Genomic DNA, 24,935 nt, shown 5'->3' with positions numbered 1-24,935 from the left:
TTCGTATTCTGATATGTCAATCATATTTAGAAGGAATTTGAATAAATGAATAGTTTAGAAAGAGCAGCTAAAAGAAAACAGCAAGCAGAGAAAATATTAAATGAATTAAAATTGATAGAGAGATGGGATACTGTAGGCAACTGCTTTATAGCAGGTGCCGCTGCCTATGATTTGATTGTAACTCCGGATATTGATTTAGAAACGTTTAGTGAATTACCGAACCCTCAAACGATCATGAATGAATTAGCATTACTTACACAACACAAGAACGTCATTGAACTAAAATATAGAGATTATACGGGTACGGATTTTAATGGACATTATTTTAAACTGATTTATAAAGCCGATGAAATTGAGTGGAATATTGATATGTGGTTATTTTCATCTGAACGAAGTGGCGCACTCTCAAAGGATTTAGTACCCTTTATGAAAGAAAATTTAACGGAAGAATCTAGAAGAGCCATTCTCGATATTAAAGAAGCATTACTTGAACTTAACGAAAAATACTCATCTATTTTTATTTATCAAGCCGTATTGGAATTTGGAATTAGACATATAGATGACTTTTTAGAATGGGCTAAAAATCATAACACAGCTGTACCGTTTCATTGGCAACCGAAATTATTGAATAGTCGCTAAATAAAAGTTTGAGAGCACATTCAAAAGCCGTAAACATGATTAAATCAGCGTTTACGGCTTTTATGTTGAAACATTCTCTATACTGTTTTTATACATCATTTCCCCCCTCCTATCAGCTTCTTGGATCTTTCGGTTGCATAAAATCACGCATACTTTTCACTTCAATACACACCAAGAGTCTTTTTAAATTGCAAGGGTCGGGCAGTGTTGGGGCAACCCCCGATATACGACAAAATGAAGAGGAAAACCAAAAAGGACACAAGATATTTTCTTGTGTCTTTAATATTTTAGTATGGTGATTTTAAATATTTTTGCCCGGCTTCTGAACCACTCGTCATATCAAAGGTGCGTCCGATTGCTCGAATAATTTTTTGAATTTCTTCGGGACGGTACTCTAAATTTTCTAAGCCTTTAATGGCATAAACAAGACAGGCATTATTGACCCATTTCGACTCATTACCCAGCACATTTCAAACAACTTCACGAATAAATGCTGAGCGATTGCCCTCTGCTTTTCCATCCAATCATTCCCACTTATTTTCATTAAAATTATAATTTTACCAATATTAACCTTGTATAAAAAGGGTTAATTTGAATTTTTTTCTATATTATAATTGTTGTTGGTACATAATAAATCAATAAAAAGGAGTTTTAAATTGAGAAAAAAATTGTTAGTATTAACTTTGGTATTTGCTGTATTGTTTAGTGGATTTGGATTTGAATCAACATTTAAAGAAAACAAAGCATCAGCTTCAAGTAGATGGGAAAATATTGACCACATATCCAAAGGGTGGAGAATACGTCTTGATGACCCTGTTGGGGGAGGAAAATATCATGTTCATATCTATGATAAAAAAGCTGAAATAGCAGTGGAAAATGTTGATGGTACTCCAAGTCATGGACAGACTTTTGATGATTGTATAAACCCTAAGCTTGCAAAAAAAGTAAGAGCGACTAAACTATATCAAAAAGGACTTTCGCTACAAAAATCAAAAGATAAGAGTAATAAAAAACCACCTAGAAAAAAACGTTAATTTTGTATAAGTCACATATCACAGAGGTCTATAATGAAAAATTTTCATCTGAACAGAATATTAAATTTAAAAACAGTAGAAGCATATTTTTTAAGAGATGGATACTTAATTTCTCCTAAGTACTGTTTAGTACTGATTGATTACAAGCGTCCCAGTACAATCAATGATTTTCCTCATTTGAAAGACATTGAAGGAATCTCAGCTGATGAATTCGGAAATGACAATTTTATAAAAGCAGTTATTATTTCTGCAGAAGAAATTGATCAAGAAACGCATGACGAATTATATACAGCAGCTGCTGGATTCTTGGAGGATAAACAAGACTGTCGTTGGAATTTTGTTATTGAAGTTGTTCCTGATTTTTCAAATAAAAATAACTTAAATGATATTTTTCCTTTGCTTCAATCTATCTTAAAAACACATAATCTTTCTTTAAATATTGAAGATATCCCTGAAGAAAAATTTAACTTTCTTTCGCAAGAATAATCATTAAAAAGCATCAGCAAAGAGTTCTTTGCTGATGCTTCTTTGTAATTTATGTGAAACAACCTAGAAAAACCACCTCTTTCCTTACTTCTCCAGTATTTATTTGCACAACATTCATGCGCAGCTTTGTATAAATTTTTTAATCTTTTTTATTTAACTCACTTGTTGGCTCAAACACAAATTCACGATGAAGTTGTTCTATATGTCCATGGTTTTTGAGAGGGGCAAAATTGTAGTGGAAATCCCTTAGAATTTGAGGATTTTTTATATCAAAACTTATATCGAAATCTGTATATCTAAAAGGGAGGTTATTGATAGGATAAAAAAAGAAAGTGACTTAAGGGAGAGCAATTTCGGATAATTAGGTATGTAAGGGGCAGTACAGTTGAATAGCGAAGGAACTTAATGTTTGACGTAGTACGATTTATAAAGTTCGACATGATATAATGTAAATGAAAAATCTCGCCAATCAAAAAGGTGACTGACGAGATCTCTCTATCGCATCCCCTCTCAAAAAGGTGAATGGGGATAGTTAGTATATGTTTATTGTACTATTCATTATACATACTTTAAAAAAATTAGTCAAACGAGGCGTTTTGATGAGCTACTCCATCTTTTTCGATGAATCCAATAAATTAGATAATGAAAAAACCTATTCCTATTACGGGGCATATGGCTGCGATGTGATACAGCAACGTGAACTTGTAATGGGAGTAAATAAAATTTACAGTCGTTTCGGTAAAAAAAGCGAATTTCATTTTACTGAATATAAGAATGATCGGAATATCAATGCAGCACTATCAGTTTTACATTTCTTTATTAATTTAGACATTCCGATCAATCTATTTATTGTTAATAACGAACAGGCATTAACCTTAGCAAAAAAACGCAATCTCTCCATAAAAGAATTGCGCAAACTGTTTTATGTGAAAATTCCTGAGCGGCTTTTTTACGGTTTAACGAGGGAACAGGATTTCCTCCATGATAAAGTGAATATTTAGCTCGACCACAGTCCTGAATATGGATCCATGCGCGTTTATTCAAAGGTAAGGGAACAGATGAATGCACATTCCCTGTATCGTCAAAGGCAATACCAGGTTCAGGAGGTGAAATCAAAGGAGTCCCATCAATCAATTGAAATTCAAATGATCGATATGTTTTTAGGATTAGTTGTTTACATAATTGAACAATCGTATTTAGACAAAAGTAAAAAGGATATTGTGAAAAGTGAACTCCTTTATCGTTTTTTAAATCTTGAACAAAACCTTCAGAAATTTCAGCGTCAAATCACCATTTACCAATGGGGTGGATCTGACATAATTGAACAGATTTCACTCAGTGACTATTTATCAGCTTTTATGCAGTTTAAGGCAAAATACGATATTGAACAAATGCAATTGATTATGAAGACAAGAATGCAGCACCCACAAATAACAACAAAAGAGCTGCGTAATGTTATTGGTTATTCCAGTAATATGCTTCAGCAAATGCTTGGCTATATACGTCAGCTGGATAACCTGGATCGAAATGGTCCATTCCCTGAAATATATGCGCAGATTTTCAATATTTCACAGTAGTTAATTTTACATTAATTAAAAATATAGTTTACTCGCAATGCTTGCCGTAGGACGGTTTTAAACCTATTTCAAGGGGTGGGACAATTTCTCGATACACTGGAATTGAAAAGGAGACAGTTTATCAATGCCTATTTCTACTTGGTTGTATAATAATAAAGTGACTTTTGCGGTTGTAACCAAAAATGAAAAAAACTGGTGAAGAACGGTTTCTTCTTAAGAATACCGAGACAGATATACGCCTTTTGGAATTTTGGCAGTGGAACCAATCGGATCTCTTGAGTAATGCGCTTCGTGGAAAACTTGCAGAGTTTATTGTAGCCAGAGCTGTAAAGGCAACCAATAAAACGAGAATTGAATGGGATATGTTTGACCTTATAACACCAGAAGGCATCAAAATTGAAGTGAAGTCAGCCGCTTATGTACAGTCATGGCAGCAGGCAAAAAACTCGGCCATCAGCTTTGGCATTGCTCCTGCAAAGGGGTGGGAAGCCAGCACGAATACATATGCTGCAGAAATAAAGAGAAATGCAGATGTGTATGTTTTTTGTTTGTTGAGTGAACAGGATCGAAGTGTGGTAAATCCGCTAAACCTGGACCAATGGGAGTTTTTTGTCCTTGCGACTGAGCAAATTAATCAAGAAAAAGGGAATCAAAAGACAATTGGCTTAAACAACCTTTTAAAAATGAAGCCAGTCAGGACAAGGTTTCTTGGTCTTGCGGAAGCAGTGCAAGAAGTAATGAAAAAATAAGTGGGGTTGATATTCCGTAGATTTGACAAGCATGTGCAAAAGTGTACTTTTCTAAAAAAATAAAAAGAGGATGATAAATTAATTGGGTTCAGTTTTCAAGCACCATATTAAAAATAGTGATACAAACCATATAAATTCGTCTTCTTTCTACAAAAACGTCCCTCTAGCCTGCCTTCTTGGCTAGAGGGACCTCCCCTTTACTCCCCGCTCTCCTGCCGCAGCATCCGGTAGCCGACACGTACGTGCGTTTGAATGTATGTTGGCTCGGAAGGATTGTCTTCAATTTTCTTGCGGAGTGTGGCCATAAACACGCGCAAGCTTGGGACGTCTGACGGAAGAGCGTTTTGCCATACTTCCTTTAAGAGAAAGTTATGGGTGAGCACCTTGCCGACATGCTTGGATAACACGACTAACAGCTTATACTCGATCGGCGTGACATGTACTTCCTTGCCGTTGACAAAGACTGTATTGGCCAAATAATGAATTTCTAAGCCGCCGTTGACAAACACCGGCTGCTCCTGGTCCGGGCGAGGATCGTTTGCGCTTCGTCTTAACGCCACACGAATCCGGGCAAGCAGCTCATCCACACTAAAAGGCTTTGTCACATAATCATCCGCACCGGCATCAAGTGCCTGGATTTTATCGCGTTCTTCCCCGCGCGCGCTGACAACGATAATGGGAGTCTGCGCCCAGCTGCGGACTTTCTCTATAAAATCCACTCCGTCCATATCGGGCAGCCCCAAATCCAGGATAATGACATCCGGCTTCATCGATAAACACTTTCTCAAAGCTGCCGTGCCATCTTCAGCGATATCGAATTCATATTGCTGCGTTGTTAATGTCATTTTAATTAAGTTGCCAATGGCTACATCATCTTCTACTACAAGAATGCGCTTGTTCATTAAATCGCTACCATCCCTTTTTTGAGCGAAAAACTAAAGGTGGTTCCCTGCGGCTTATTATCAGACACCGTCAGTTCGCTTCCATGTAAATGCAAAATCGTTTGGCACAGCGCTAAGCCCAGGCCTAATCCTCTCCGGCTGTCGCTCCGCTGAGCTTTTCCTGTTGTGAAAGGCTCAAACAGCTTTGCCTTCAAGCTGTCTTCAATTCCCGGCCCGTTATCGCTAATGCTAAAAAGCACCGCATCTCCGGCCTCCTTTGCGACAATAGAAATATCGCTGCCGGCTGGCGTGTAGGTAAGCGCATTATCAATAATATTGATCAGCACCTGAATAATCAGCCGCGCATCCATCAGTGCCAGCAATAATTCCGGCTCCGCCTGATAAGAAATGTTATGGGTGTTATTTAAGCGGACAACATGCAAAAGGGCTTCCTGGACAATATCCTCGACTAGCTCCGGCTGCAGCTCAATCGCCAATTGCCCGTCATCCAGCTTTGATACGGCCAGCAAATTTTCCACCATTTGCACAAGCCATTTAGAATTGCTGTAAATATCTTGATAGAGCCGTATTTTATCCCCTTCTGGAATTTGTTCCGTATTGGTCAGCAAGATATCGGCATTGCCGGAAATGCTCGTCAGGGGCGTACGCAAATCATGAGAGATCGCCCGCAGCAAGTTGGCCCTCATCTGTTGCAGTTCCGCCTCTCTGACTACTTGAGCATGCAGCTTTTGCAAATACCACTTGTCAAAAGCCAATGAAAAATCGTTAATGACCGCATGAAGCACATGCCGCTCAAAGGCAGGCAACGGATCATGTTTAGAAAGGGCAATGCCAATCACTCCCTTTACTTCCCCGCCGGAGATGACCGGCAAATAGTAGGCACCGGCTTCGGGAAAGATGTCCGTTGATACACCAGCTATCCGCTTGTTGTTAGCCACCCAATTGACTACCCCTAATTCATTGGCATTGCCAAAGAGCCCTTCGATTGCTCTATTTTCGCTGTTTGATAAAGTATCTGTCCGAAAAAAGAGAGACTTGGCGATCAGCCGGTGATCGATTTCAAAAAAATTCACGGGCTTCTCCACTAGTTTAACAATTTGAGAGACACCTTGGGTAATGATCTCATCTATTGATTTAGCATGGTGCAGCTTGCGATTGGTCTCCAGCAGCACTTCCGTCCGGTAAGATTTGCGAATGGCCGCAGCGGCCTGCTCTTTTATTCTTTTTGTTAAGCTGCTTGTAATGATGCCTGATAGAAACATAATAAAAAAAGTGATGGGATAATCCCGGTGGTAAGCCTCGAATGAGAGGCGCGGCTCCGTAAATAGAAAATTAAACAACAGCACCGCTGCAGCTGAACTAATAATGCTCATCATCCAGCCGGATGACCAAATCGCCAGGATAAGCACACCGAGAATGTAGATCGTGATAATATTGGCTTCGCTGTAGCCCATCTGAAAGAAAAACAGTCCCATTAGCGAAGCCAAGCTGAATACGGCAAGCATCTTTAGTCCATCCATCCATTCAAAGTAAAGATGAGCCTTCATCTCCGGCAAATAAATCGGCTCATTTTCTTGATCAGGAACGATATGTATCGCCAGGCTCGGCGCATATTCATTCAAGCGCTGGCTTATTTTAGAGCTTGGCTGCCACCATTTCCTTTTTATAGCCGTTCTGCCGATGACGAGCTTCGTGACACCGCTAATGTGCGCATAGCTGGCAAGTGCAGCCGCGACATCCTCCTCCTGCACAATCACGACATGCCCGCCTAACTGTTCGCTTAATTTCATGTGCTGCTGCAGCCGTTCAACGTCCGCTGGGCTTGCCTCTCCTTTTTCTGCTCTTTGCACGTACAAAGCTGTAAATTTCCCATGCAAAGCTTGAGCAAGCCTGGCTGCTGTCCGAATCACTTTGGCATTCGTCGGGGAACTGCTCAAACCGACTAATAGATGCTCTTCTATTTGCACGTTCTGCTTGAACGATTCCTTTGCGGTTTTGTAATATACGGTATCTGCGGTCCGGCGCAAGGCAATTTCCCGCAGAGCCACCAGGTTCTGTTTGCGGAAAAACGAGTCTATCGCTTTTTCAGCTTGCTTTGGCGGGTACACCTTGCCCTCTTTTAATCGCTGGATTAACTCATCCGGTTCAATATCCACCAGCTTTATTTGTGACGCCTGATCAATCACATAGTCGGGAATCCGCTCCCGCACTTTTATTCCGGTAATGTCCTCCACTACATCATGGAGGCTTTCAATATGCTGAATATTAACAGTCGTGTACACATCCATCCCTTTTGCCAGCAACTCCTCGACATCGCCAAAGCGCTTTAAATGCCGCATAACCGGCACATTCGTATGGGCCAATTCATCAATCAAAACGATCTCAGGCTGCCGCTCGATGACCTTGTCAATATCCAGTTCTTGAAAAATCTTTCCTTTGTACTCAATGCTCTTGGCAGGTATTTGTTCCAACCCTTCAAGCAGCGCTAGCGTTTCCGGGCGCGGGTGCCGTTCTATATAGCCGACGACTACATCCTTGCCCAATTGCTTGGCTTGATGGGCAGCATCTAGCATCGCATACGTCTTCCCTACGCCGGCTGCATAACCGAGGAATATCTTTAACTTGCCGGCCGCTGCCTCTTGCTCTGCTTCCATCTTTGCTAAAAACACTTCCGGACTGGGGCGCTGATCTTCCATAATTTCTCACCTCTTTTCTATTATATCTCCATCCTGCATTAAGAAAGCGTAAAGATTTTGGTCTTTATCGTTTCTTAATGCAAACGGCCGTTTTCTAACACTGCTTTAATTTCAATCCGCGTATGATAGGAGCATCCAATGAAAGAAAGGAAGGATTCCGTTGATGGATATTTATATGATCGGCTTGCTCATTGTCAGCTTTGCCAGTCTTTATTTGCTGGCAGCATGGTGTAATCGCTTAGACAACTAAACAAGGAGGAATTCTTATGTGGATCGCGGCAAGCATTTTCATTGTATTGTTATTCGGTTATCTAGGGCATGCGCTCTTGCATCCAGAAAACTACTAAGGCACGTTTAGGAGGGACGCAGTATGTGGCAAATAGCCATTATTCTAGCAATCTATTTACCGCTTGTTATTCTTGCGGGACATTATCTCTTTCGGGTGACCATGCATCAAAAGACCTTTCTTGATCCGGTCTTAGATAAAGCGGATCGCCTCATTTATAAAATCAGCGGTATCAAACAAGAAAATATGACCGGGAAGCAATATGTGCTCGCGCTTATTCTTTCCAATGCATGTATGATCTTCGTTGGCTATGTTCTCTTGCGTATCCAGTCTGTCTTGTTTTTAAATCCGAATGGGATCGGCAATATGGAAGCAACCTTGTCGTTCAACACGATTATCTCTTTTATGACCAATACAAACCTGCAGCACTACAGCGGCGAATCAGGGCTCAGCTACTTATCTCAAATGCTCGTCATTACCTTTATGATGTTTACTTCCGCTGCGACAGGCTATGCCGCATGCATGGCGTTTTGCCGCCGCCTCGTGGCGAAGACAGATACGATTGGGAACTTTTTTGTGGACTTTGTGCGTGTCATCACTCGCGTCTTAATGCCCCTGTCTGTTGGCGTTGCCCTGCTGCTCGTTTCGCAAGGCTCGCCGCAAACGCTAAGCGGCAATCAAACAGTAGAAACAATAGAAGGAAAAATGCAGGATATTGCCTTAGGACCTGTTGCTTCACTTGAATCCATTAAACACGTGGGAACAAATGGCGGGGGATTTAACGGAGCCAATTCGACGACTCCTTTTGAAAACCCGACGGCCATTTCCAACATCATAGAAATCTTATCGATGATGCTGCTTCCGGGTGCCTGCGTGGTCGCCTTCAGCTTAATGGCTGCCCGCAGGAAAAAGAACACACTGTTCGGAAAGCAAGGACTCGCTATTTTCTCTGCTATGGCGGCTTTGTTTCTCATTGGCTTAACTGTCATTTACGCTGCTGAACAGGCAGGCAATCCCATCATTGACAGCTTGGGAATCAACCAGGAACTTGGCAGTATGGAAGGAAAGGAAATGCGCTTTGGCATTCCTCAATCTGTTCTGTTTACCGCCGTAACAACCGCTTTTACAACCGGCTCAGTCAATAATATGCACGATACCTTAACACCGGTCGGCGGACTTGTGGCCATGTTCAATATGATGCTGAATGTTGTATTTGGCGGCAAAGGTGTCGGGTTGATGAACATGATGATGTATGTATTGCTAACTATTTTCATCGCTTGTTTGATGATCGGCCGGACGCCTCAATTTTTAGGGAAAAAGATTGAAGAAAAAGAAATGAAGTTAATTGCTCTCTGCATCTTGATACATCCGGCGATTATCCTGTTATTCTCGGCACTGGCCGTCGCCACAGCAGCTGGAAGCGGAGGAATCACAAATCCGGGCGCCCACGGCTTATCACAGGTGTTGTATGAATATGCTTCCGCCTCGGCCAATAACGGCTCCGGATTTGAAGGATTAAGTGATAACTCCTACTTTTGGAATATCACAACAGGGCTCGCTATGTTCTTTGGACGCTATTTGCCCATTATTATTCAGCTGGCCGTTGCTTCACTGCTGGCTAAAAAGATGTGGCACAGTGATTCAACCGGCACGCTGAAAACAGATAATGCCATGTTTTCCTTCCTGCTCGCAGCCATTGTGCTTCTCATCGGAGCGCTAACATTTTTGCCGGCTTTGGCACTCGGGCCCATTACCGAGCATTTGCAAATACATAGATGATAAGGAGACGCAATGATGGAAACCACACCGAAAAAAAGTTTCATTACGATGGACATGATGAAAGGCTCTATCCTCGGGGCTGCCAAAAAACTCAATCCTTTATATATGATGAAAAACCCGGTCATGTTCGTTGTGGAAATCGGCTTTCTGCTCGTTCTGCTGCTGACAGTTTCTCCGACTATACTGGGGACTGAAGCCGGGCCGCATGACCGGCTTTATAACGCTATTGTCGCCGCTATCCTCTTTGTGACCATTTTATTTTCTAATTTTGCCGAGTCCATTGCGGAAGGGCGGGGAAAAGCGCAAGTCCAAACGCTAAAGAAAACAAAAACGGTCACACAGGCACGTGTTCTGCTCGCTGACGGATCAGAGGTGATGAAGGAAGCTCATGAACTGACAAAGGGAGAGATCGTTCTTGTTTATGCCGGCGAAGTGATTCCGAATGACGGCGAAGTAGTTGACGGCATTGCGACAGTCGACGAATCGGCCATCACCGGCGAATCGGCCCCTGTCGTGAAAGAACGCGGAGGTGATTTTTCTTCGGTCACAGGCGGAACGACCGTAACAAGCGATTGGCTGAAGATTAAAATCACGTCCTTGCCTGGTGAATCATTCTTAGACAAAATGATTTCATTAATTGAAGGCGCCAGCCGCAAAAAAACACCGAACGAAATTGCGCTGAACACCTTGCTAGTAAGCTTAACTATTGTCTTTGTACTGGTCGTCGTTACCCTGTATCCAATGACTATTTTCTTAAAGGTGCATATTCCAATCGCTACCTTCATTGCACTGACGGTCTGCTTAATTCCGACAACGATCGGCGGTTTGTTGTCAGCAATCGGCATTGCAGGAATGGACCGTGTCACACAATTTAATGTGATTGCTATGTCTGGCAGAGCAGTAGAGGCCTGCGGGGATGTCGATACCCTTATTTTGGATAAAACCGGGACGATCACCTATGGGAACCGCATGGCCTCTGAGTTTTTCCCTGTTCAGCATGTTCATCAGAAAGAGCTGATACGGGCAGCCTGGCTGAGCTCTTTGACAGATGACACGCCGGAAGGGAAATCGATCCTGTCCCTTGCACAGAAATTAGGCGTCGATGCTTCCGATAAAGAAACGATCATTCAGTCCAGCGAGCACATTCCTTTTACCGCTCAGACACGGATGAGCGGATTGACTATGCCGGATGGCACCACTGTTCGCAAAGGCGCTTACGATACGATCAAAAATGAGAGCCTGAAAGCAGGCTATCCACTCCCTGAGGACTTAGAAAAGCTCGTCCATCAAGTATCCTCGGCTGGAGGCACTCCTTTAGTAGTGGCCAAAAACAGCCGGATCTTAGGAGTTATTTATTTGAAGGACGTAGTAAAGTCAGGATTAAAAGAGCGGTTTGAGCAGCTTCGCGCCATGGGCATCAAAACAATTATGTGCACAGGTGATAACCCGCTGACAGCAGCGGCCATTGCTAAAGAGGCAGGCGTGGACGGCTTTATTGCAGAGAGCAAGCCAGAAGACAAGATTCAGGTCATCAAAGAAGAACAAGCACTTGGAAAAATTGTGGCCATGACGGGTGATGGCACAAATGATGCGCCTGCTCTTGCCCAAGCCAATGTCGGACTGGCAATGAACTCCGGAACAAATGCGGCGAAGGAAGCAGCGAATATGGTTGACTTAGACTCAAACCCAACAAAAATCATAGAGATCGTAGAAATAGGAAAGAAGCTGCTCATGACACGCGGGGCTTTAACCACCTTTAGCATCTCTAATGATGTCGCTAAGTACTTTGCTATTATTCCGGCCATGCTCATGGCTGCTATACCGGAAATGGCTGCCTTAAATGTCATGAATCTCGCTTCGCCAACGAGCGCGATCCTCGCTGCCTTGCTTTTTAATGCGGTGATTATTCCGCTGCTCATCCCAGTTGCCATAAAAGGGGTTAACTACGAGCCAATGAGCGCGTCTAAGCTATTAAACAAAAACTTGCTTATTTACGGGCTTGGCGGCATGATCACGCCTTTTATCGGGATTAAGCTGATTGATATGATCCTGAGTCCCATTTTACCCATGATTGGTTTATAGGAGGAAAAGTGAATGATGAAAGAATGGTTCAGAAACGGCAAACAGGCGCTCGGAGTATCATGTATCATGTTTGTTTTATGCGGTCTGCTTTACCCTTTTGCAGTCACGGGCTTGGCTCAAGGGTTATTTCCTTACAAGGCAAATGGCAGCCTGATCAAAGTAGAGGAAAAAGCGGTTGGCTCGGAGAAAGTAGGGCAAGCTTTCACGGCTCCCTACTATTTCACCGGCCGTGTATCCGCCATCAATTATAATATCTATACACAACAGGATGCCGTCGCGGATGCAAACGGAGAAGTCCGCTACAGCGGCGTCAGCTCCGGAACCTTTAACTATGCGCCGTCTAATCCGGAATTGAAAAAAAGAATCGAAGCGGATATCGAGTCCTTTTTAACCGCCAATCCAACAGTCAAGCGTCAAGACATTCCGGCCGATTTACTGACCGCCTCCGGCTCCGGGCTAGATCCTCACATCAGCCTAAAAGCCGCCGGCATTCAAATCCATCGTGTCGCCAAAGCAAGCAGCCTTTCTATCGAAGAGGTAAACAAAATTGTAAAGAACCATACAGAGTCGCGCACACTGGGTCTGTTTGGAGAAGACAAGGTAAATGTCTTAAAGGCTAATATTGACATACTTAAGAAAATGAAGGAACAAAATTAGCGAAAAGGAGCGGACTGTGCCCGCTCCTTTTCGTTATATGGACAGCGAGGAACAAGACCGCAAATAGCTTACTAATTCAGAAAGGTCTTCAATAATGAAATCGGCCTGCGCCAATTCTTGCTCTTGGGCAAAATCAAACCGGCAGCCGATGGATATAAAACCATTGTCCTTCGCCGCCTGAATATCAGATAACCGGTCGCCTACTACCATTCCTTCTGTGATTCCGTGATTTTGTTTGATCTTTCCCACTAATGCCGACTTATTTCCGCTGTTGATTTCTTGTATACTGTACGTGCGCTGGATCCAGCGGTCTAGGCCGTAATAACGGACGATAGCCGCTAAATACTCGGTCTGTCCATTGCTGGCAATATACAAGGCAAATTGTTGAGAAATTTGCTCAAACGTCTCCTTTACATGGGGATAAAGAGCCCCCTCCCCTGCTAAAATGCTTTCAATCAACCGTTCATGAAAAACGTCATTCGCTTGAGCCCTCACACTATCTGCATGGTGGGGCAATAAAGCTTGCCAAACCTCCGGCAAAGAGGCTCCCATCTTGTCACGGTATGTTTCAATGGGTGCTTTTCCTGTCCACAAGCCTTTGCTTCGCAGCTCACCAAAGGTTGCCTCTAACGAATGTTCAAGAATCTTATCGGTTTGAAATAGCGTGCCATCCATATCAAAAATAATCGCTCGCGCCAAATACACCGCCCCCTATATTGGTTTATCGATAAATTATAACAAAAATTGAAAAAAATTACACGAAATGAAACCTTCCAGCTTTTCAAGCGTACGCACAGATAAGTGAAAATAAGGAAGTGTTAACTTGAAGGCTGTATTATGGATCTCCCTAGGTATCATCATGATTTTAGGCGGAATAGCTGCTGCTGGTGTGTGGATGTTTCATAGAGAAAGGAACGCGCTAGACCCCGCATACATTGTACAACTGACGAAAGAGAAATCAAAAACAAGAATGATTTCCTTATTCATCAGGCGCAATCAGGAAGAGTGGGCCGCTGTAAATGTTCATCAGCCGCTTCCTTTAGCCAGCACAGTGAAAATTATTGTAGCTATCGCCTATGCCCAGCAAGCGGCAAAGGGAAAGATTGATCCGCAGCAGCAAGTGCCGTTCGCGGAACTAGAAAGGTTTTATGTGCCGAAAACAGACGGCGGCGCCCATGAAGCATGGATGGCCCAATGGACAAAGGAAAACGAAAGGGACAGCGTTCCTTTATGTGAAGTAGCCAAAGGAATGATCGCCTACAGCTCCAATGCAAATACCGAATATTTAATGAACGCGCTCGGCCTGCCAGTAATTAACAAGGTTCTTGAAAGCTTAACGCTTTCCCGTCATGAGCCGCTTTATCCCATCGTCAGTGCTCTCTTCGTGCCTGCTCAATTGATGGCTGAGCAAGGCTTGTCCAAAGAAGAAGCATTGCACGCTATGAAAAAGATGGATATCACTGAATATCGCCAGCGGGCACTCCAAATCCACCAGAAATGGCTGGACCGCCCCCCAATCGAAAAGGAAAAAGAGCGAACAAGAAACCTCTTGGATAGGGAATTTCAAAAGGTTTGGTCCGACCGTCTTCCACGTTCAACGACGGCAGACTATGTATCCATCATGGAAAAATTAAACAAAAAAACATTTTTCGATCAGCAAGTCCATCGCTGCCTGGACCCTGTGATGGAACAATTAATGAAGAATCCAGATCATCAGAAATGGCTCTGTCATGCGGGGCAAAAAGGAGGATCTACCGCTTTTGTTTTGACGATGGCTATGTATGCAACCGATAAGCAAAACAATCAAACCGAGCTTGCTTTTTTTGCCGATGGCTTGACGCCGCTTGAACAAGCCAAGCTGTCTCGCAATATAAACGGCTTCCAGCTGAAACTCTTAACAGACCCTGCCTTTCGCACCTATGTCAAAAAAGAACTTGCCTGCAGCCGCTAAAAATTTTCAACCTATGGAAATACAAAGCCGCCGCTCATGAGACTTTTTATATTTCAGAATTACTATTGATTTCATGTTTAACAAAAAGAAGAAGGTGCTGACATGAAAAAAGTGATTTTGCTTCTGTTTTTATTAACGGAAGCTTTCTTCCTCTCCTCTTTCATCCTCGATCTTGGAGCTCCGTTTAGTCCTTATTGGATGATGCTTTTCCTGTCGGGAATGGTAACAGCCCTTATTTTCGGATTAACGCACAAGGGAAGGAATGAGGCATTATTAGCCATCGCTGTGCTCACTTTCAGTGTCGCCTCAATCGGAGGGTATATTTTCAACCTTTACATCCGCCATTCGTTTGCCTAAACAAAAGCAGGAGTCCGGGCAACTAATCGATCATTTCCCTGCTGCTTATACGGAACTCTTCAGAGAAGAAAACATCAAACCATAAAACACCAGTGCGAAAGCCGCACTGGTGTTTTGTATTACTTAATCGGAATCCAGATCTCTGAATAGGCGTCAGGCTGATAAGGATCTTCATGCGGATAATATTCAAACTCGGGCGTTCCCGCATGCCTATAGGAATGAGATGGAAACCATTCCGAGAAAATCTGTTTCCAAGCATTCTGCATGGCGGCTGGCATCGGACCATGCACTTCAAACACCGCCCATTTCGAAGCAGGGATATTCAGGATATCTAAGCCTTCCGGCGCGTCTCCTTGAAACGATGCGGCAATCCAATAATCAATCATCTGGCTGCAATCCGCCTCTTTCCCCGCCACACAAACACCGAGAATCCCTTCTATCTCCCCGTTCGTCACTGCGGCCAATCGATCATTTGTGCCGTCTGCATGCACATCCTCCCAAAATCGGGGAATGAGCTTGTTTTGCTCATTAATGGCGGTTGAATACGTCCGCTTCACACCAGCCACTTGAAAGCTTTCTTTTTCAATCAGTTTGTACTTCATCGGATCCACTCCCTTCAAAGTCACTTGAATCGTTAGGCGGTTGTATGATTTGAGGGATACGTTTCCTTTCCGGACATCGCTCGGTGCAATGCCATGCTGCTTGCGAAAAGCTTTCGCGAACGCTTCCGGTGTGTCGTAGCCATACTTTAATGCAATATCGATCACTTTAATCCCGCTGTCTTGCAATTCTTTAGCGGCCAGGGTTAAGCGCCTTTTTCGACTATATTCCCCAATAGACATATTTGTCAGGATCGAAAACGTTCGCTGAAAATGAAACACAGACGCATTCGCCTCTTTGGCAATTTGTTCAATGGACAGGTCGTCTGTTATATGATCCTCAATATATTCAATGGCCTTTTGTATCGACTCTATCCATCCCATCAAATCATCCTCCCGTACTTGTATCCTATCTAAACTTTTGGGAGCCATCCTGTCATTTTGTGCTTTCTTTGAACAGCCCGCCGGCTGCTTATAGTTTACTTCACGCCAATGATCACAGCGGCGATAAGCGCGATAGCCGCTATCAGCAGCCATCCGGCAATCAGCTTCCAAATAAATTTAACCCAGCGCTCATAAGGAATGCCGGCGACAGCCAAGTAGCCCATTAAGGCGGCAGATGTCGGAATAATCGAATTGGTAATGCCATCCCCATACTGAAACGCAAGGACAGCCACCTGGCGTTCGATGCCTAACAAATCGGCAAGCGGCGTCATAATCGGCATGGTTGTAGCTGCCTGGCCGCTTCCAGACGGGATGAAGAAATTAATCACCACTTGCACCACAAACATCCCCACAGCGTTCAATGCATCCGGAAGCGAACCGATGAGGGACGATAAAGATTGAATAATCGTATCAATAATCAGCCCGTTTTCTAATACAACTAAAATAGCCCGGGCAAACCCGACAATGAGCGCGCCAAACGCCACAAGCTTCATGCCGTCCACAAAAGAATCAAACATCCGGTTCAGGCGAAGGCCGCCCGCTATCCCTGAAGCAAATCCAATAATAAGAAAAGAGGCGGTTAACTCAGGAATATACCATTTCAGCTTGAATACCCCATACATGTTAAAGGCAAGCCCTGAAACAAGAATGAGCAGCACAAGCCCATGACGCATCGTAAAATCTTGAAATTCTTCGCCTGCACGATGGCTCTTTCTCTCTTTTTCTTTTAATTCAATGTCATAAACTAGACTCTGCGCCGGATCTTTTTTCACCTTGGCCGCATAGCGCATCACATAAAAAATAGCCAAAGATAAAACGAATAAGTACACGCAAAAACGGAAGCCGATCCCGCTGAACATTTTGACTTCAGCAATGGATTGGGCTACGCCGACTGTAAAGGGATTCATCATTCCGCCGATAAAACCGCTCGCAGCTCCCAAGCTGATCATGGCTGTCCCCGTAATGGCATCGTAGCCCAATGCTCTGGCAATGGCGATGCCGATCGGAACGAAGATAATGCTTTCCTCTGCCATCCCCGTTGTAGCTCCGGCAAACGAAAATAAAATCATCGTGATCGGAATCAGCAATTTTTCATTGTTTTCTAATTTAACAACGGCTTTATGTATTCCTGCCTCAATGGTTCCGGTTTCCCGAAGAATTCCAAAGGCCCCTCCTACCAAAAAGATATAAAAGATAATCGTTGAACCTTTTGTCATCCCTTCAGGAATAGACTTGAAGATTTCAAAAAAGCTGACAGGATCACTGTCTACCTTTTCGTAGCTGCCCGGCACCACAACCGTTTGCTCGCCCTGTTCTACTCTTTCAAACTGTCCCGCCGGAATGAGGTAAGTAGCAATCGCTGCGAGAATAATAATGGTAAAAATAATGGCATAGGTATGCGGTATTCTCTTTTTCCTTTCCTCATTGACCTGTAAAGTGGTTGCTCGTTGTTCCATTCATGTTCCTCCCCTGAAAATAAGGTGTCGCTAATAAGACGCTAAGTCGACTTCGTTCATAATATACTGAAAATTCTTCAAATGTCAATGTGTGTTTATAAAGGAATATTCTTCATGTCATTTTAGGCAAATAAGCAGCCAACCAATCCAGGGGCTGTTGCGTCTCCCCTGATCTCTAAAGCAAAAAAGCACTGAACGGGCCGGACCGCGTTCACAATGCAAATGGGCCTTCTTAAAAAACTTCTTAAACTAATGAATGGTCTATGCTAAAGTGGATGGGGACGTTATTTCAGAATACTAACTAAGCAGTTTGATAGGAATGGAGGGTGCGTATGCGCCGGGAATATCGCTTGCGGTGGACTTTTTTTATTTTGGGTTTGATTGTACTGGCTTTTGGCATCTCTTTAACAATTAAAGGAAAAGTGCTGGGCATCGGACCTTGGGACGTGTTTCATTACGGATTATACAAGCAGCTGGGATTAACGATCGGCACTTGGTCCATCCTTGCCGGCGTCATCATTATTCTTTCGACATGGATAGGGACAAAGACGCCGCCGAAAATTGGGGCTATTGTGAATATGCTTTTGCTCGGTCTCTTTATTGATCTCTTCAATGCGCTGCTGCCGGCGCCAGAAACATTTTTAGTGCAGCTAGTATTTTTCATGGCTGGCGTTTTTATATTAGGCTTCGGCATCAGTTTATATGTGTCTGCTGATCTCGGAGCGGGACCGCGGGACAGTTTAATGCTACTGATCGTTGAGAAAACCGGCTGGAGCATTGCCTATGTGCGAAATGGCATGGAGATCACCGTCTTTATTTTAGGCTGGCTGCTGGGGGGACCAGTCGGCATTGGCACGATTATTATCGCTTTTTTCTTGGGAAAAATCATTCAAGCTACTTTGCCGGCGTGTCAGGCATGGCTGAACGGGCTGATCAAAAAAGACCCTAGCCTATTTGCAGCCAAAAAAGATCTCCTTTCATGAAAAAAGGATCTCTCAGCTGGTCAATAAGAGGGGTTTGGACAACCTGATCCGAACCCCTTTCTCAGTTTTGTTTAATTGAAAAGAATAGCCTGCCTCTTCAGGCTCATCATAATCCAGGGAATTCCCGCCCCCTGCCAAAGCAAGCATACCTGCATCAATTTTAAAACAAGAACCAGCGGGCGACTGACACGCTGTTGCTAGAAATCAACTGTTCCCATGCACAGGCTGTACTTCAATCGCCAATCGCTTTTTTATATACATAGCGAAAACCGCCCCTAAGCCCTGCGGGAAAACAAGTTGATTAGAAATCTTTGGGCAGCATTTCCCCACCGGCAATCCATAAATCCCTGTTTTTAGCATAAGGTATCATTAATTGCGCTACTTTTTTATAATCTTTTTTAATATCAAATTCGCCTATTGTGCCTGAATTGCCGCTTCCATGATCTAATGAACCAATGATATATAACTTATTATTTCTCACAAAGGCCTCTACATAGGGAAATTTTAAGTTTTTTTGATGTTTGATTTGTAAGTCTTTATTCCATTCTAAAATGTTTAATCCTGAATCCTCACTCTTACTAGAAGAAAGAATCAAAATTAGCAGGATCTACTACAGTTACCTTCATCAACATCTATTAAACTGCATTTTTGGAAAAAATAGTAAAATATTACAAAAGAAAGATTATTCATTGTTCGAAGGACCTACAGAAGAGAAAATGAGCCAAAGGCTAATGATCATTAGAAGCCTCTTCATTCACTGACTAGTGCAGCAGTCAGCTGGCAAATGGTTTCGCTTAAGAAATTTTTAAGGTTTGTGTAAGAAAAAGGAGAGGTTTGTTCCGTATAATCAATACATACAGTGGACAGGGATAGAGAACGGGCTTCCGCTCTAAACGTGCCGTCCACTTACCCCAAATTTGTTAAATGGAGTGAGAATCCGTGCTGAAATTAATGAAATTAGAGTGGAAAAAGCACCAACTGTCGAGGTATTTTAAAGGATTGTTCTTTTGTATTGCAGGAATTTTTGCAGCTGTTGGCTTAATGGCATGGGGGGCGAAAGCAGAAAATGAGGAAATGTTTTCAAATTATGACGACCTTATGTTGTTAACGAATATTTTAATTCGAGTCACCTTCATTATCTTTTCTGCTGTTCTGTTATCACGCTTAGTGATCGATGAATACAGAAGCAAGACGATGCAGCTGCTGTTTAGCTATCCAATTGAGCGCAAGAAAATCATGAAAGCCAAATTAGCGGTGGTCTTTATATTTTGTTTCTTCAGCATCTTATTGGCCACATTGGTCCTCAGCTTATTGATTTTCTTCTTGAACCCAATGATTCATTTTTTTGATGCGCCTGTCCATGCCAGCGACATGATCGCTACAGCTCCATCTGTTCTAATCAGCGCCTTTATGGTTGCAGGAATCAGCTTTATTCCTTTGTTTTTCGGCATGAGAAAGAAATCGACTTCTGCGACTATCACTTCCGCTGTTTTAATTGGACTTGTGATCAACTCAACGGTTTCTGACGGAAACAGCCAAGTTAGTTTGTTTCAGTTCATCGGCGTACCGGTCGCCCTTTGTTTATTCGGGCTGTTCATCGGCTATCTCTCCTATTATAAAGTCGATAGAATCGACGCAGCCTAGTGATAGTTAAAATTTTTTAAGCGTACAGCTCTTATCTAATTGGACGATCGGACAGCGGCCTGACGAACTAATAGCCCGTGTCATTAATAGATAAAAGCGGCACATCTATCTACTATTTAAGGACAGGTGTGCCGCTTTTATTTAGGCTGTTTTCATGTACATCATCTATTCAGCAAGCGCCGCCTTTTCAGAAACAAGCTTTTATTTATAACAACTGCTCCAGAAACAGCCGCTTGATTTTCGGCCAATCTTCTCGTGTGATACTGTATACAACTGTGTGGCGGATGCTGCCATTCCGCTGAATCATATGGTTGCGCAAAACCCCTTCCTTTACACCGCCGATGCGTTCAATCGCTCGCTGGGAACGTTCATTTAAATGCCCCGTTTTAATTTGGACGCGGTGATAACCCCGTTCTTCAAAGCAGTATTGTAACAGCAGCCACTTACAGTGTGTGTTAACAGGCGTGCGCCAATAATCTGGGTTCAGCCATGTTGAGCCGATCTCTACCCGTTTATGAACCGGTTGAAGATCTAAAAACCAGGTGCAGCCAATGATTTGCTTTGTTTCATGATGAAAAACAACAAAGGCAAAATCCGTGCCCTGCTCACGTTTTTTTAGGGCATCCTTCACATACTGGCGGCAGGCTTCTTTAGATGTTAAGTCAACGGACATATGCTTCCAGATATTCGCGTGTTGAGCAGCGGCATGAATTCCGTCTATATGTTCCCATTCCAGCGGCATAAGTGAAACGATGGTATGTTCTAATTTCTTCATTTGTCTCCCTCCTTGTGACTATTTAAGACGATTTCTGATACTATGAATAGTATCAGAAATGCCCAAATTTATAATACCAAGGAGTATAAACATGGAATTAGAAGTACGCTTTTCTGCTGGAAAGCCCAAGTTCATTCAAATTTATGAAAGCATCCGGCAGGAGATTCTCATAGGCACTCTTCAAACAGATACACAGCTGCCTGCGAAAAGAACATTAGCTGCTCAATTAAATGTAAGTGTCATCACTGTTCAGCAAGCATACGATCAATTGGCCAGTGAAGGATATATTTACTCAATAGAGAGACAAGGTTATTTTGTGGCTGCTCTTTTAGAGGAATGGCATGAAAAGGAATCCCTCACCGGAGAGCTGCCGGCCAAGCAACAAGCATTTATACCTGCCTATAACTTTAAAAATGGACAAGTAGATGCTCAAAGCTTTCCCTATAAGCAGTGGCTGCCCATTTATCGCGAAACACTAAAGTGTCTCTCCCCTCAAAATGCTCCATGGCAAGGGGAGGAGTCTCTGCGCCGTGCCATTGCTCAATATTTGGCGACGGCCAGAGGATTAAGCTGCAGTGAACAGCAAATATTTATCTTTAGCGGCTTTCAACAACAGTTCATGAATTGTATATTGTTTTTCAAGAACGGAACAATGGGGATGGAAGAGCCGGGCTTTATCAGGGCGAAGTCCATCCTTCAGCAGCTTGAACGCCCCTACCAGCTTATACCCATAGATGAAAACGGGTGCCAAGTGCCGGAATGTCCTTTAAGCTGTCTTTATACCACCCCGGCACATCAGTTCCCAAATGGACAAATAATGCCCATTCAAAGAAGGATCGAGCTGCTGAACTGGGCTAAACAGAATCAAAGCGTGATCATAGAAGACGATTATGATTCAGAATTCCGCTATACCGGTCATCCCATTCCAACATTGGCCAATCTTGACCGCCTTCAGCATGTGATTTATTTTGGCACATTCTCTAAAACGCTAATCCCTTCTTTAAGGATCAGCTACATCGTATTGCCCGTTCACTTCGTTCAGCCCTTTGAGGAATTTAATAAGCACTCGAAATCGACGGTTTCTAAAGTAGATCAACAAACGTTAGCGGAATTTATGAGGGAAGATTTATATAGTAAGCATGTCGCCAAAATGCGGGTGCTTTACCGCAAGAAACGAGCCCGCCTGTTGGAGAGCATAAAAAGCTATTTAGGGCCGGACTTTCAAGTGAAAGGAGAAGAGGCCGGATTACATGTTGTGCTGGAGCTGCCAAATGGTCTGACAGAAGATGCTGTCATAGCCAAAGCGGAGCAACACGGCATCCTGCTGGATCGGGTTTCTGTTTTGTATGAACGCCAAAAACCAGCCCATCAGATTATGCTCGGATATGGAGAACCCAGCTTGGATGAGATTGAGCAAGGGATCAAGAAATTGGCTGAGATTTTATAAGTTCCATCCGTTTGCGATTTCCTTGGCCGGCAGGTTGAAAAATAAGTAAGGGCGGCAACCAAAAAGGATAGTGAGGAACCATGCGTTCCTTACTATCCTTGCTCTTTTATCATTTATCCAGCCTGTTTATTTTCGCTTGTGTGATGTTCACCCACTAGTCACCAGAAAAATCTTCACTTTCTCTTTAAGGTGTGCAGCCCGCATCCTTCCTTTATTCCAGCCGCTGTTGTCCACTTTTTCAAATCTTGCTTTTCTCCTACCCATGTTTCATAAAAATGATCCTCTTCATCTCTGTTTGTTCAATTAGGCGCGGCTTGTTTCTCCAACACGATCACTTCTTGCTGTTCTTTGCCCTGTTCCACCCAGCTAATAGTGACTGTTAATTGATCTGCTGCTGAGGCCCCGATTTGCTTAATGCCCTCCGCAGAAAGAGATTCCTCTCCTTGTTCGTCTAAAACGATGTCCCCTGCACTAAAAGCCCCTTCCTCTGCTTCTGCCTCATACATTAACTCTTTTACTTCTTTAGGGTGGCTGCCTTTAAATTTTACATGCATGTAGGGGTCCTTCCCTTTTTCCGGGGACTCTGTTGTCTGGCCGGTATATATCTCTGTCTGCCAGTTGTCCCCTTCTCCTTTAAATAAGAAGCCTTGCCTTTGATCGGCATTGCATCCGGCAAGCACCCACATAAACAATAGAAGCCACCAACTATGAAACATCCGTTTTCTCATCCTGCAGCCCCCTCTACTCTTTATCCTCTTCACCAGCCTTTAAGCTTCCGCTATCTTTTTTAACTCGATGGCCTTCGAAGCAATAAACTGTCTCATATAATTTTCTAAAAACCATTTATCGGCGATTACACCAAGCAGACCGAACGGTGCACGGTAGTCAAACCGGTCGATCATCACTGTGCCTCCGGTCTCTTCTCTAAACTCATGAACATGCGTGAACGAACGAAACGCCCCTTTCACCATAATGTCAACAAACCGATAAGGCTTTTGCATCTCTGTTATTTGGGCTGTCAGCCTTTGCCTAATGCCGAAATGCACCGCCTCCCATGTTACCGTGTCGCCCGCTTCCAACAGCCCTTCCGTTACTCCTCCAACCGCTCGTTCCTTTGTTTTTGATACTGTTTGAGCATGAATATCTACATGTCTTGCCAAGTCAAAGCAGACCTCGATTGGGGCCTTAATCCATAATTGATGTTCAATTACCGGCATAAAAGCAAGCTCCTTTTCCGGAAATCAGCCGTCTTCTCCGCTTTCAAAGCCATTCAGAAAACCAGGCTACATAATACGCACACGGGATAAAAATAAGCTGTGCGACCACTGTTCCTACAAATTTAGATCCTATCATTGCCACGGAGTAGCTTTTCAGATTGGCATAACGCTGTTCTTTTCTAACGACGCGGTCTGCCAATACAGATGCTTTCGGATCGATAAACAAAGTCAGCAAAATTGTCGCCATGCCATTAATGATCCCGGAAGACATAATAGCGGCCGCAGCATTTTCCGGCGTCAGCAAAGAGGCATAAAGAGAAGATAAAACACCTACTGTATACACCGCCGTAATGGCGATGTTGATACAAAACATCCTTTTCGGAAAATTGCGCAGCGTAATGCCCTCCAAATAAGACAGTCGCGGCAGACGCAGATAGCGGATAGCCTTTTTCAATCCTCTTATATTGCACCACTTTCTTGCCAAGCTGACCATTGACCCTTTTTCATCCACCAGCTGAATAATCGCCCGGGAAAAAATAGCGATGAAAGTAGGAAACAAAAAGATGCCAATCAATACGCCTAACGATGTCACACCAATCAATACACGATACTGACTCTCAATGAATTCCAGCTTGTGAGCAGCCGGGGCGGCTGAGAGCAGCTTTCCTGTCAGCGCCTGCTGAAACATCGTAGAAAATCTGGACACGATAATCATCGTGCTGAACAGGGACAGAGCTGAAGCAATCAGTCCGATTCTCGCCCCGGATAACCGAGTGGAGTAAGCTAACGTTTCAATGGCTGTAACAATGACTAAAAACAATGAAATTATAACTAGCTTTCCTGTAAGAATGGCCATCGTTTTATTCACTCTTCCTTCTAACGAAATAAAAATTATTTATCTATCTTCTTTCATTATTGGGTAATTATAACAAATATTGAGAATTATAACATTGTATCCCTTCATATTTTTCCTTTCATCCCGCTTTTAGGAAGGGAAATATAACAACTTTGTATTATAAGTCAACTTCTTAAAGAAACTGACATTAGAATGTAATATAATCCCTGTTTTTCAATATGTTACTGACTTTCCGCATGTCTAATTTTTACAATTAGGAATTTAAGAAGGAGTCCATTTTCTTTTCTCGAATACAAATGATAAATCATGATACGTTTT

At 43.2% G+C, this 24,935-nt stretch carries 25 protein-coding genes; 14 read left to right on the top strand and 11 right to left on the bottom strand.

Annotated elements, in window-relative coordinates; all coding sequences use genetic code 11:
- The first annotated feature begins 45 nt into the window (after nt 1-45).
- Nucleotides 46-639: a hypothetical protein gene (locus B1A98_RS15180; RefSeq protein ID WP_052477360.1), complete on the top strand. Its 594-nt coding sequence runs from the start codon at nt 46-48 to the stop codon at nt 637-639.
- A 287-nt stretch (nt 640-926) separates the two neighbouring features.
- On the opposite strand, the gene B1A98_RS15175 is transcribed toward B1A98_RS15180, so the two are convergent.
- The gene (locus B1A98_RS15175; protein WP_041114140.1) at nt 927-1,106 is read right to left on the bottom strand and encodes a hypothetical protein; all 180 of its coding nucleotides are present in this window, start codon (nt 1,104-1,106) and stop codon (nt 927-929) included.
- 189 nt (nt 1,107-1,295) lie between these two features.
- On the opposite strand from B1A98_RS15175, the gene B1A98_RS15170 reads away from it, so the two are divergent.
- The 5 genes from B1A98_RS15170 to B1A98_RS15150 all read left to right on the top strand — a co-directional run bounded on the left by B1A98_RS15170 (nt 1,296) and on the right by B1A98_RS15150 (nt 4,485).
- Nucleotides 1,296-1,673 (top strand): hypothetical protein, encoded by a 378-nt coding sequence (locus B1A98_RS15170; RefSeq protein WP_052475214.1) that lies wholly within the window; start codon nt 1,296-1,298, stop codon nt 1,671-1,673.
- Nucleotides 1,674-1,706: 33 nt separating this feature from the next.
- On the top strand, nt 1,707-2,159 hold the full coding sequence (locus B1A98_RS15165) for a hypothetical protein (protein WP_041098814.1): 453 nt from the start codon (nt 1,707-1,709) through the stop codon (nt 2,157-2,159).
- Between the two features lie 599 nt (nt 2,160-2,758).
- Nucleotides 2,759-3,160: a hypothetical protein gene (locus tag B1A98_RS15160; RefSeq protein ID WP_082821857.1), complete on the top strand. Its 402-nt coding sequence runs from the start codon at nt 2,759-2,761 to the stop codon at nt 3,158-3,160.
- Between the two features lie 57 nt (nt 3,161-3,217).
- Nucleotides 3,218-3,736: a hypothetical protein gene (locus B1A98_RS15155; protein WP_052477362.1), complete on the top strand. Its 519-nt coding sequence runs from the start codon at nt 3,218-3,220 to the stop codon at nt 3,734-3,736.
- A gap of 182 nt (nt 3,737-3,918) precedes the next feature.
- The gene (locus tag B1A98_RS15150) at nt 3,919-4,485 is read left to right on the top strand and encodes a hypothetical protein (RefSeq protein WP_041114141.1); all 567 of its coding nucleotides are present in this window, start codon (nt 3,919-3,921) and stop codon (nt 4,483-4,485) included.
- 197 nt (nt 4,486-4,682) lie between these two features.
- On the opposite strand, the gene B1A98_RS15145 is transcribed toward B1A98_RS15150, so the two are convergent.
- Nucleotides 4,683-5,387 carry a response regulator transcription factor gene (locus B1A98_RS15145; RefSeq protein WP_041098818.1) on the bottom strand — a complete coding sequence of 235 codons (705 nt, stop codon included), beginning with the start codon at nt 5,385-5,387 and terminating at the stop codon, nt 4,683-4,685.
- Nucleotides 5,387-8,083, bottom strand: coding sequence for a sensor histidine kinase (locus B1A98_RS15140; protein WP_063386164.1), 2,697 nt, complete (start codon nt 8,081-8,083; stop codon nt 5,387-5,389). The genes B1A98_RS15145 and B1A98_RS15140 overlap by 1 nt, the downstream gene beginning before the upstream one ends.
- Nucleotides 8,084-8,453: 370 nt before the next feature.
- Here B1A98_RS15140 and kdpA point away from each other — a divergent pair, with 370 nt between their 5' ends.
- The 3 genes from kdpA to kdpC are packed head-to-tail and all read left to right on the top strand — an operon-like array spanning nt 8,454 to nt 12,887.
- Nucleotides 8,454-10,148: a potassium-transporting ATPase subunit KdpA gene (kdpA, locus tag B1A98_RS15135; protein ID WP_041114143.1), complete on the top strand. Its 1,695-nt coding sequence runs from the start codon at nt 8,454-8,456 to the stop codon at nt 10,146-10,148.
- A 15-nt stretch (nt 10,149-10,163) separates the two neighbouring features.
- The gene (gene kdpB, locus B1A98_RS15130; protein ID WP_063386165.1) at nt 10,164-12,230 is read left to right on the top strand and encodes a potassium-transporting ATPase subunit KdpB; all 2,067 of its coding nucleotides are present in this window, start codon (nt 10,164-10,166) and stop codon (nt 12,228-12,230) included.
- Between the two features lie 15 nt (nt 12,231-12,245).
- The gene (gene kdpC / locus B1A98_RS15125; RefSeq protein WP_063386178.1) at nt 12,246-12,887 is read left to right on the top strand and encodes a potassium-transporting ATPase subunit KdpC; all 642 of its coding nucleotides are present in this window, start codon (nt 12,246-12,248) and stop codon (nt 12,885-12,887) included.
- A gap of 33 nt (nt 12,888-12,920) precedes the next feature.
- Here the strand turns inward: kdpC and B1A98_RS15120 are convergent, their stop codons facing one another.
- Nucleotides 12,921-13,592, bottom strand: a complete 672-nt coding sequence (locus B1A98_RS15120; protein ID WP_370511075.1) for an HAD family hydrolase — start codon at nt 13,590-13,592, stop codon at nt 12,921-12,923.
- Between the two features lie 118 nt (nt 13,593-13,710).
- On the opposite strand from B1A98_RS15120, the gene B1A98_RS15115 reads away from it, so the two are divergent.
- Complete coding sequence (locus tag B1A98_RS15115) at nt 13,711-14,838, top strand: serine hydrolase (protein WP_063386166.1); 1,128 nt, start codon at nt 13,711-13,713, stop codon at nt 14,836-14,838.
- A gap of 102 nt (nt 14,839-14,940) precedes the next feature.
- On the top strand, nt 14,941-15,195 hold the full coding sequence (locus tag B1A98_RS15110) for a hypothetical protein (protein WP_063386167.1): 255 nt from the start codon (nt 14,941-14,943) through the stop codon (nt 15,193-15,195).
- Between the two features lie 119 nt (nt 15,196-15,314).
- Here the strand turns inward: B1A98_RS15110 and B1A98_RS15105 are convergent, their stop codons facing one another.
- Together B1A98_RS15105 and B1A98_RS15100 are read right to left on the bottom strand one after the other, a co-directional pair.
- Entirely contained in the window at nt 15,315-16,178 is an 864-nt protein-coding gene (locus B1A98_RS15105; RefSeq protein ID WP_063386168.1) for an AraC family transcriptional regulator, read from the bottom strand.
- Between the two features lie 95 nt (nt 16,179-16,273).
- Entirely contained in the window at nt 16,274-17,695 is a 1,422-nt protein-coding gene (locus B1A98_RS15100; protein ID WP_041098834.1) for a YfcC family protein, read from the bottom strand.
- Between the two features lie 332 nt (nt 17,696-18,027).
- Here B1A98_RS15100 and B1A98_RS15095 point away from each other — a divergent pair, with 332 nt between their 5' ends.
- Nucleotides 18,028-18,678 (top strand): YczE/YyaS/YitT family protein, encoded by a 651-nt coding sequence (locus tag B1A98_RS15095; RefSeq protein ID WP_041114149.1) that lies wholly within the window; start codon nt 18,028-18,030, stop codon nt 18,676-18,678.
- A 301-nt stretch (nt 18,679-18,979) separates the two neighbouring features.
- Here the strand turns inward: B1A98_RS15095 and B1A98_RS20285 are convergent, their stop codons facing one another.
- Complete coding sequence (locus B1A98_RS20285; RefSeq protein WP_125474397.1) at nt 18,980-19,159, bottom strand: hypothetical protein; 180 nt, start codon at nt 19,157-19,159, stop codon at nt 18,980-18,982.
- A 458-nt stretch (nt 19,160-19,617) separates the two neighbouring features.
- On the opposite strand from B1A98_RS20285, the gene B1A98_RS15085 reads away from it, so the two are divergent.
- Nucleotides 19,618-20,322: an ABC transporter permease gene (locus B1A98_RS15085; protein ID WP_063386170.1), complete on the top strand. Its 705-nt coding sequence runs from the start codon at nt 19,618-19,620 to the stop codon at nt 20,320-20,322.
- A gap of 205 nt (nt 20,323-20,527) precedes the next feature.
- Here the strand turns inward: B1A98_RS15085 and B1A98_RS15080 are convergent, their stop codons facing one another.
- Nucleotides 20,528-21,097 (bottom strand): GNAT family N-acetyltransferase, encoded by a 570-nt coding sequence (locus B1A98_RS15080; protein WP_063386171.1) that lies wholly within the window; start codon nt 21,095-21,097, stop codon nt 20,528-20,530.
- A gap of 91 nt (nt 21,098-21,188) precedes the next feature.
- On the opposite strand from B1A98_RS15080, the gene pdxR reads away from it, so the two are divergent.
- On the top strand, nt 21,189-22,544 hold the full coding sequence (gene pdxR, locus B1A98_RS15075; RefSeq protein ID WP_063386172.1) for a MocR-like pyridoxine biosynthesis transcription factor PdxR: 1,356 nt from the start codon (nt 21,189-21,191) through the stop codon (nt 22,542-22,544).
- A 299-nt stretch (nt 22,545-22,843) separates the two neighbouring features.
- Here the strand turns inward: pdxR and B1A98_RS15070 are convergent, their stop codons facing one another.
- The 3 genes from B1A98_RS15070 to B1A98_RS15060 are packed head-to-tail and all read right to left on the bottom strand — an operon-like array spanning nt 22,844 to nt 24,617.
- A complete protein-coding gene (locus B1A98_RS15070) occupies nt 22,844-23,272 on the bottom strand; it encodes a hypothetical protein (RefSeq protein WP_063386173.1) in 429 nt (142 codons plus the stop codon).
- A 39-nt stretch (nt 23,273-23,311) separates the two neighbouring features.
- Nucleotides 23,312-23,761: an SRPBCC family protein gene (locus B1A98_RS15065; protein ID WP_063386174.1), complete on the bottom strand. Its 450-nt coding sequence runs from the start codon at nt 23,759-23,761 to the stop codon at nt 23,312-23,314.
- Between the two features lie 43 nt (nt 23,762-23,804).
- Complete coding sequence (locus B1A98_RS15060) at nt 23,805-24,617, bottom strand: lipid II flippase Amj family protein (RefSeq protein WP_041098849.1); 813 nt, start codon at nt 24,615-24,617, stop codon at nt 23,805-23,807.
- Between the last annotated feature and the right edge of the window lie 318 nt (nt 24,618-24,935).

This window comes from Pseudobacillus badius (genome assembly GCF_002189605.1).
GTDB lineage: Bacteria > Bacillota > Bacilli > Bacillales > Domibacillaceae > Pseudobacillus > Pseudobacillus badius.
Note: the sequence above shows the minus strand (reverse complement) of the source record. Positions and strands in the feature narration are given on the sequence as shown.

Excerpts from the sequence above, each read along its gene's own strand:
- B1A98_RS15180 (WP_052477360.1), top strand. The coding sequence starts at position 46 with ATGAATAGTTTAGAAAGAGCAGCTAAAAGAAAACAGCAAGCAGAGAAA.
- B1A98_RS15165 (WP_041098814.1), top strand. The coding sequence starts at position 1,707 with ATGAAAAATTTTCATCTGAACAGAATATTAAATTTAAAAACAGTAGAA.
- B1A98_RS15160 (WP_082821857.1), top strand. The coding sequence starts at position 2,759 with ATGAGCTACTCCATCTTTTTCGATGAATCCAATAAATTAGATAATGAA.
- B1A98_RS15155 (WP_052477362.1), top strand. The coding sequence starts at position 3,218 with ATGAATGCACATTCCCTGTATCGTCAAAGGCAATACCAGGTTCAGGAG.
- B1A98_RS15150 (WP_041114141.1), top strand. The coding sequence starts at position 3,919 with ATGAAAAAAACTGGTGAAGAACGGTTTCTTCTTAAGAATACCGAGACA.
- B1A98_RS15145 (WP_041098818.1), bottom strand. The coding sequence starts at position 5,387 with ATGAACAAGCGCATTCTTGTAGTAGAAGATGATGTAGCCATTGGCAAC.
- B1A98_RS15140 (WP_063386164.1), bottom strand. The coding sequence starts at position 8,083 with ATGGAAGATCAGCGCCCCAGTCCGGAAGTGTTTTTAGCAAAGATGGAA.
- kdpA (WP_041114143.1), top strand. The coding sequence starts at position 8,454 with ATGTGGCAAATAGCCATTATTCTAGCAATCTATTTACCGCTTGTTATT.
- kdpB (WP_063386165.1), top strand. The coding sequence starts at position 10,164 with ATGGAAACCACACCGAAAAAAAGTTTCATTACGATGGACATGATGAAA.
- kdpC (WP_063386178.1), top strand. The coding sequence starts at position 12,246 with ATGAAAGAATGGTTCAGAAACGGCAAACAGGCGCTCGGAGTATCATGT.
- B1A98_RS15110 (WP_063386167.1), top strand. The coding sequence starts at position 14,941 with ATGAAAAAAGTGATTTTGCTTCTGTTTTTATTAACGGAAGCTTTCTTC.
- B1A98_RS15105 (WP_063386168.1), bottom strand. The coding sequence starts at position 16,178 with ATGGGATGGATAGAGTCGATACAAAAGGCCATTGAATATATTGAGGAT.
- B1A98_RS15100 (WP_041098834.1), bottom strand. The coding sequence starts at position 17,695 with ATGGAACAACGAGCAACCACTTTACAGGTCAATGAGGAAAGGAAAAAG.
- B1A98_RS15095 (WP_041114149.1), top strand. The coding sequence starts at position 18,028 with ATGCGCCGGGAATATCGCTTGCGGTGGACTTTTTTTATTTTGGGTTTG.
- B1A98_RS15080 (WP_063386171.1), bottom strand. The coding sequence starts at position 21,097 with ATGAAGAAATTAGAACATACCATCGTTTCACTTATGCCGCTGGAATGG.
- pdxR (WP_063386172.1), top strand. The coding sequence starts at position 21,189 with ATGGAATTAGAAGTACGCTTTTCTGCTGGAAAGCCCAAGTTCATTCAA.
- B1A98_RS15070 (WP_063386173.1), bottom strand. The coding sequence starts at position 23,272 with ATGAGAAAACGGATGTTTCATAGTTGGTGGCTTCTATTGTTTATGTGG.
- B1A98_RS15065 (WP_063386174.1), bottom strand. The coding sequence starts at position 23,761 with ATGCCGGTAATTGAACATCAATTATGGATTAAGGCCCCAATCGAGGTC.
- B1A98_RS15060 (WP_041098849.1), bottom strand. The coding sequence starts at position 24,617 with ATGGCCATTCTTACAGGAAAGCTAGTTATAATTTCATTGTTTTTAGTC.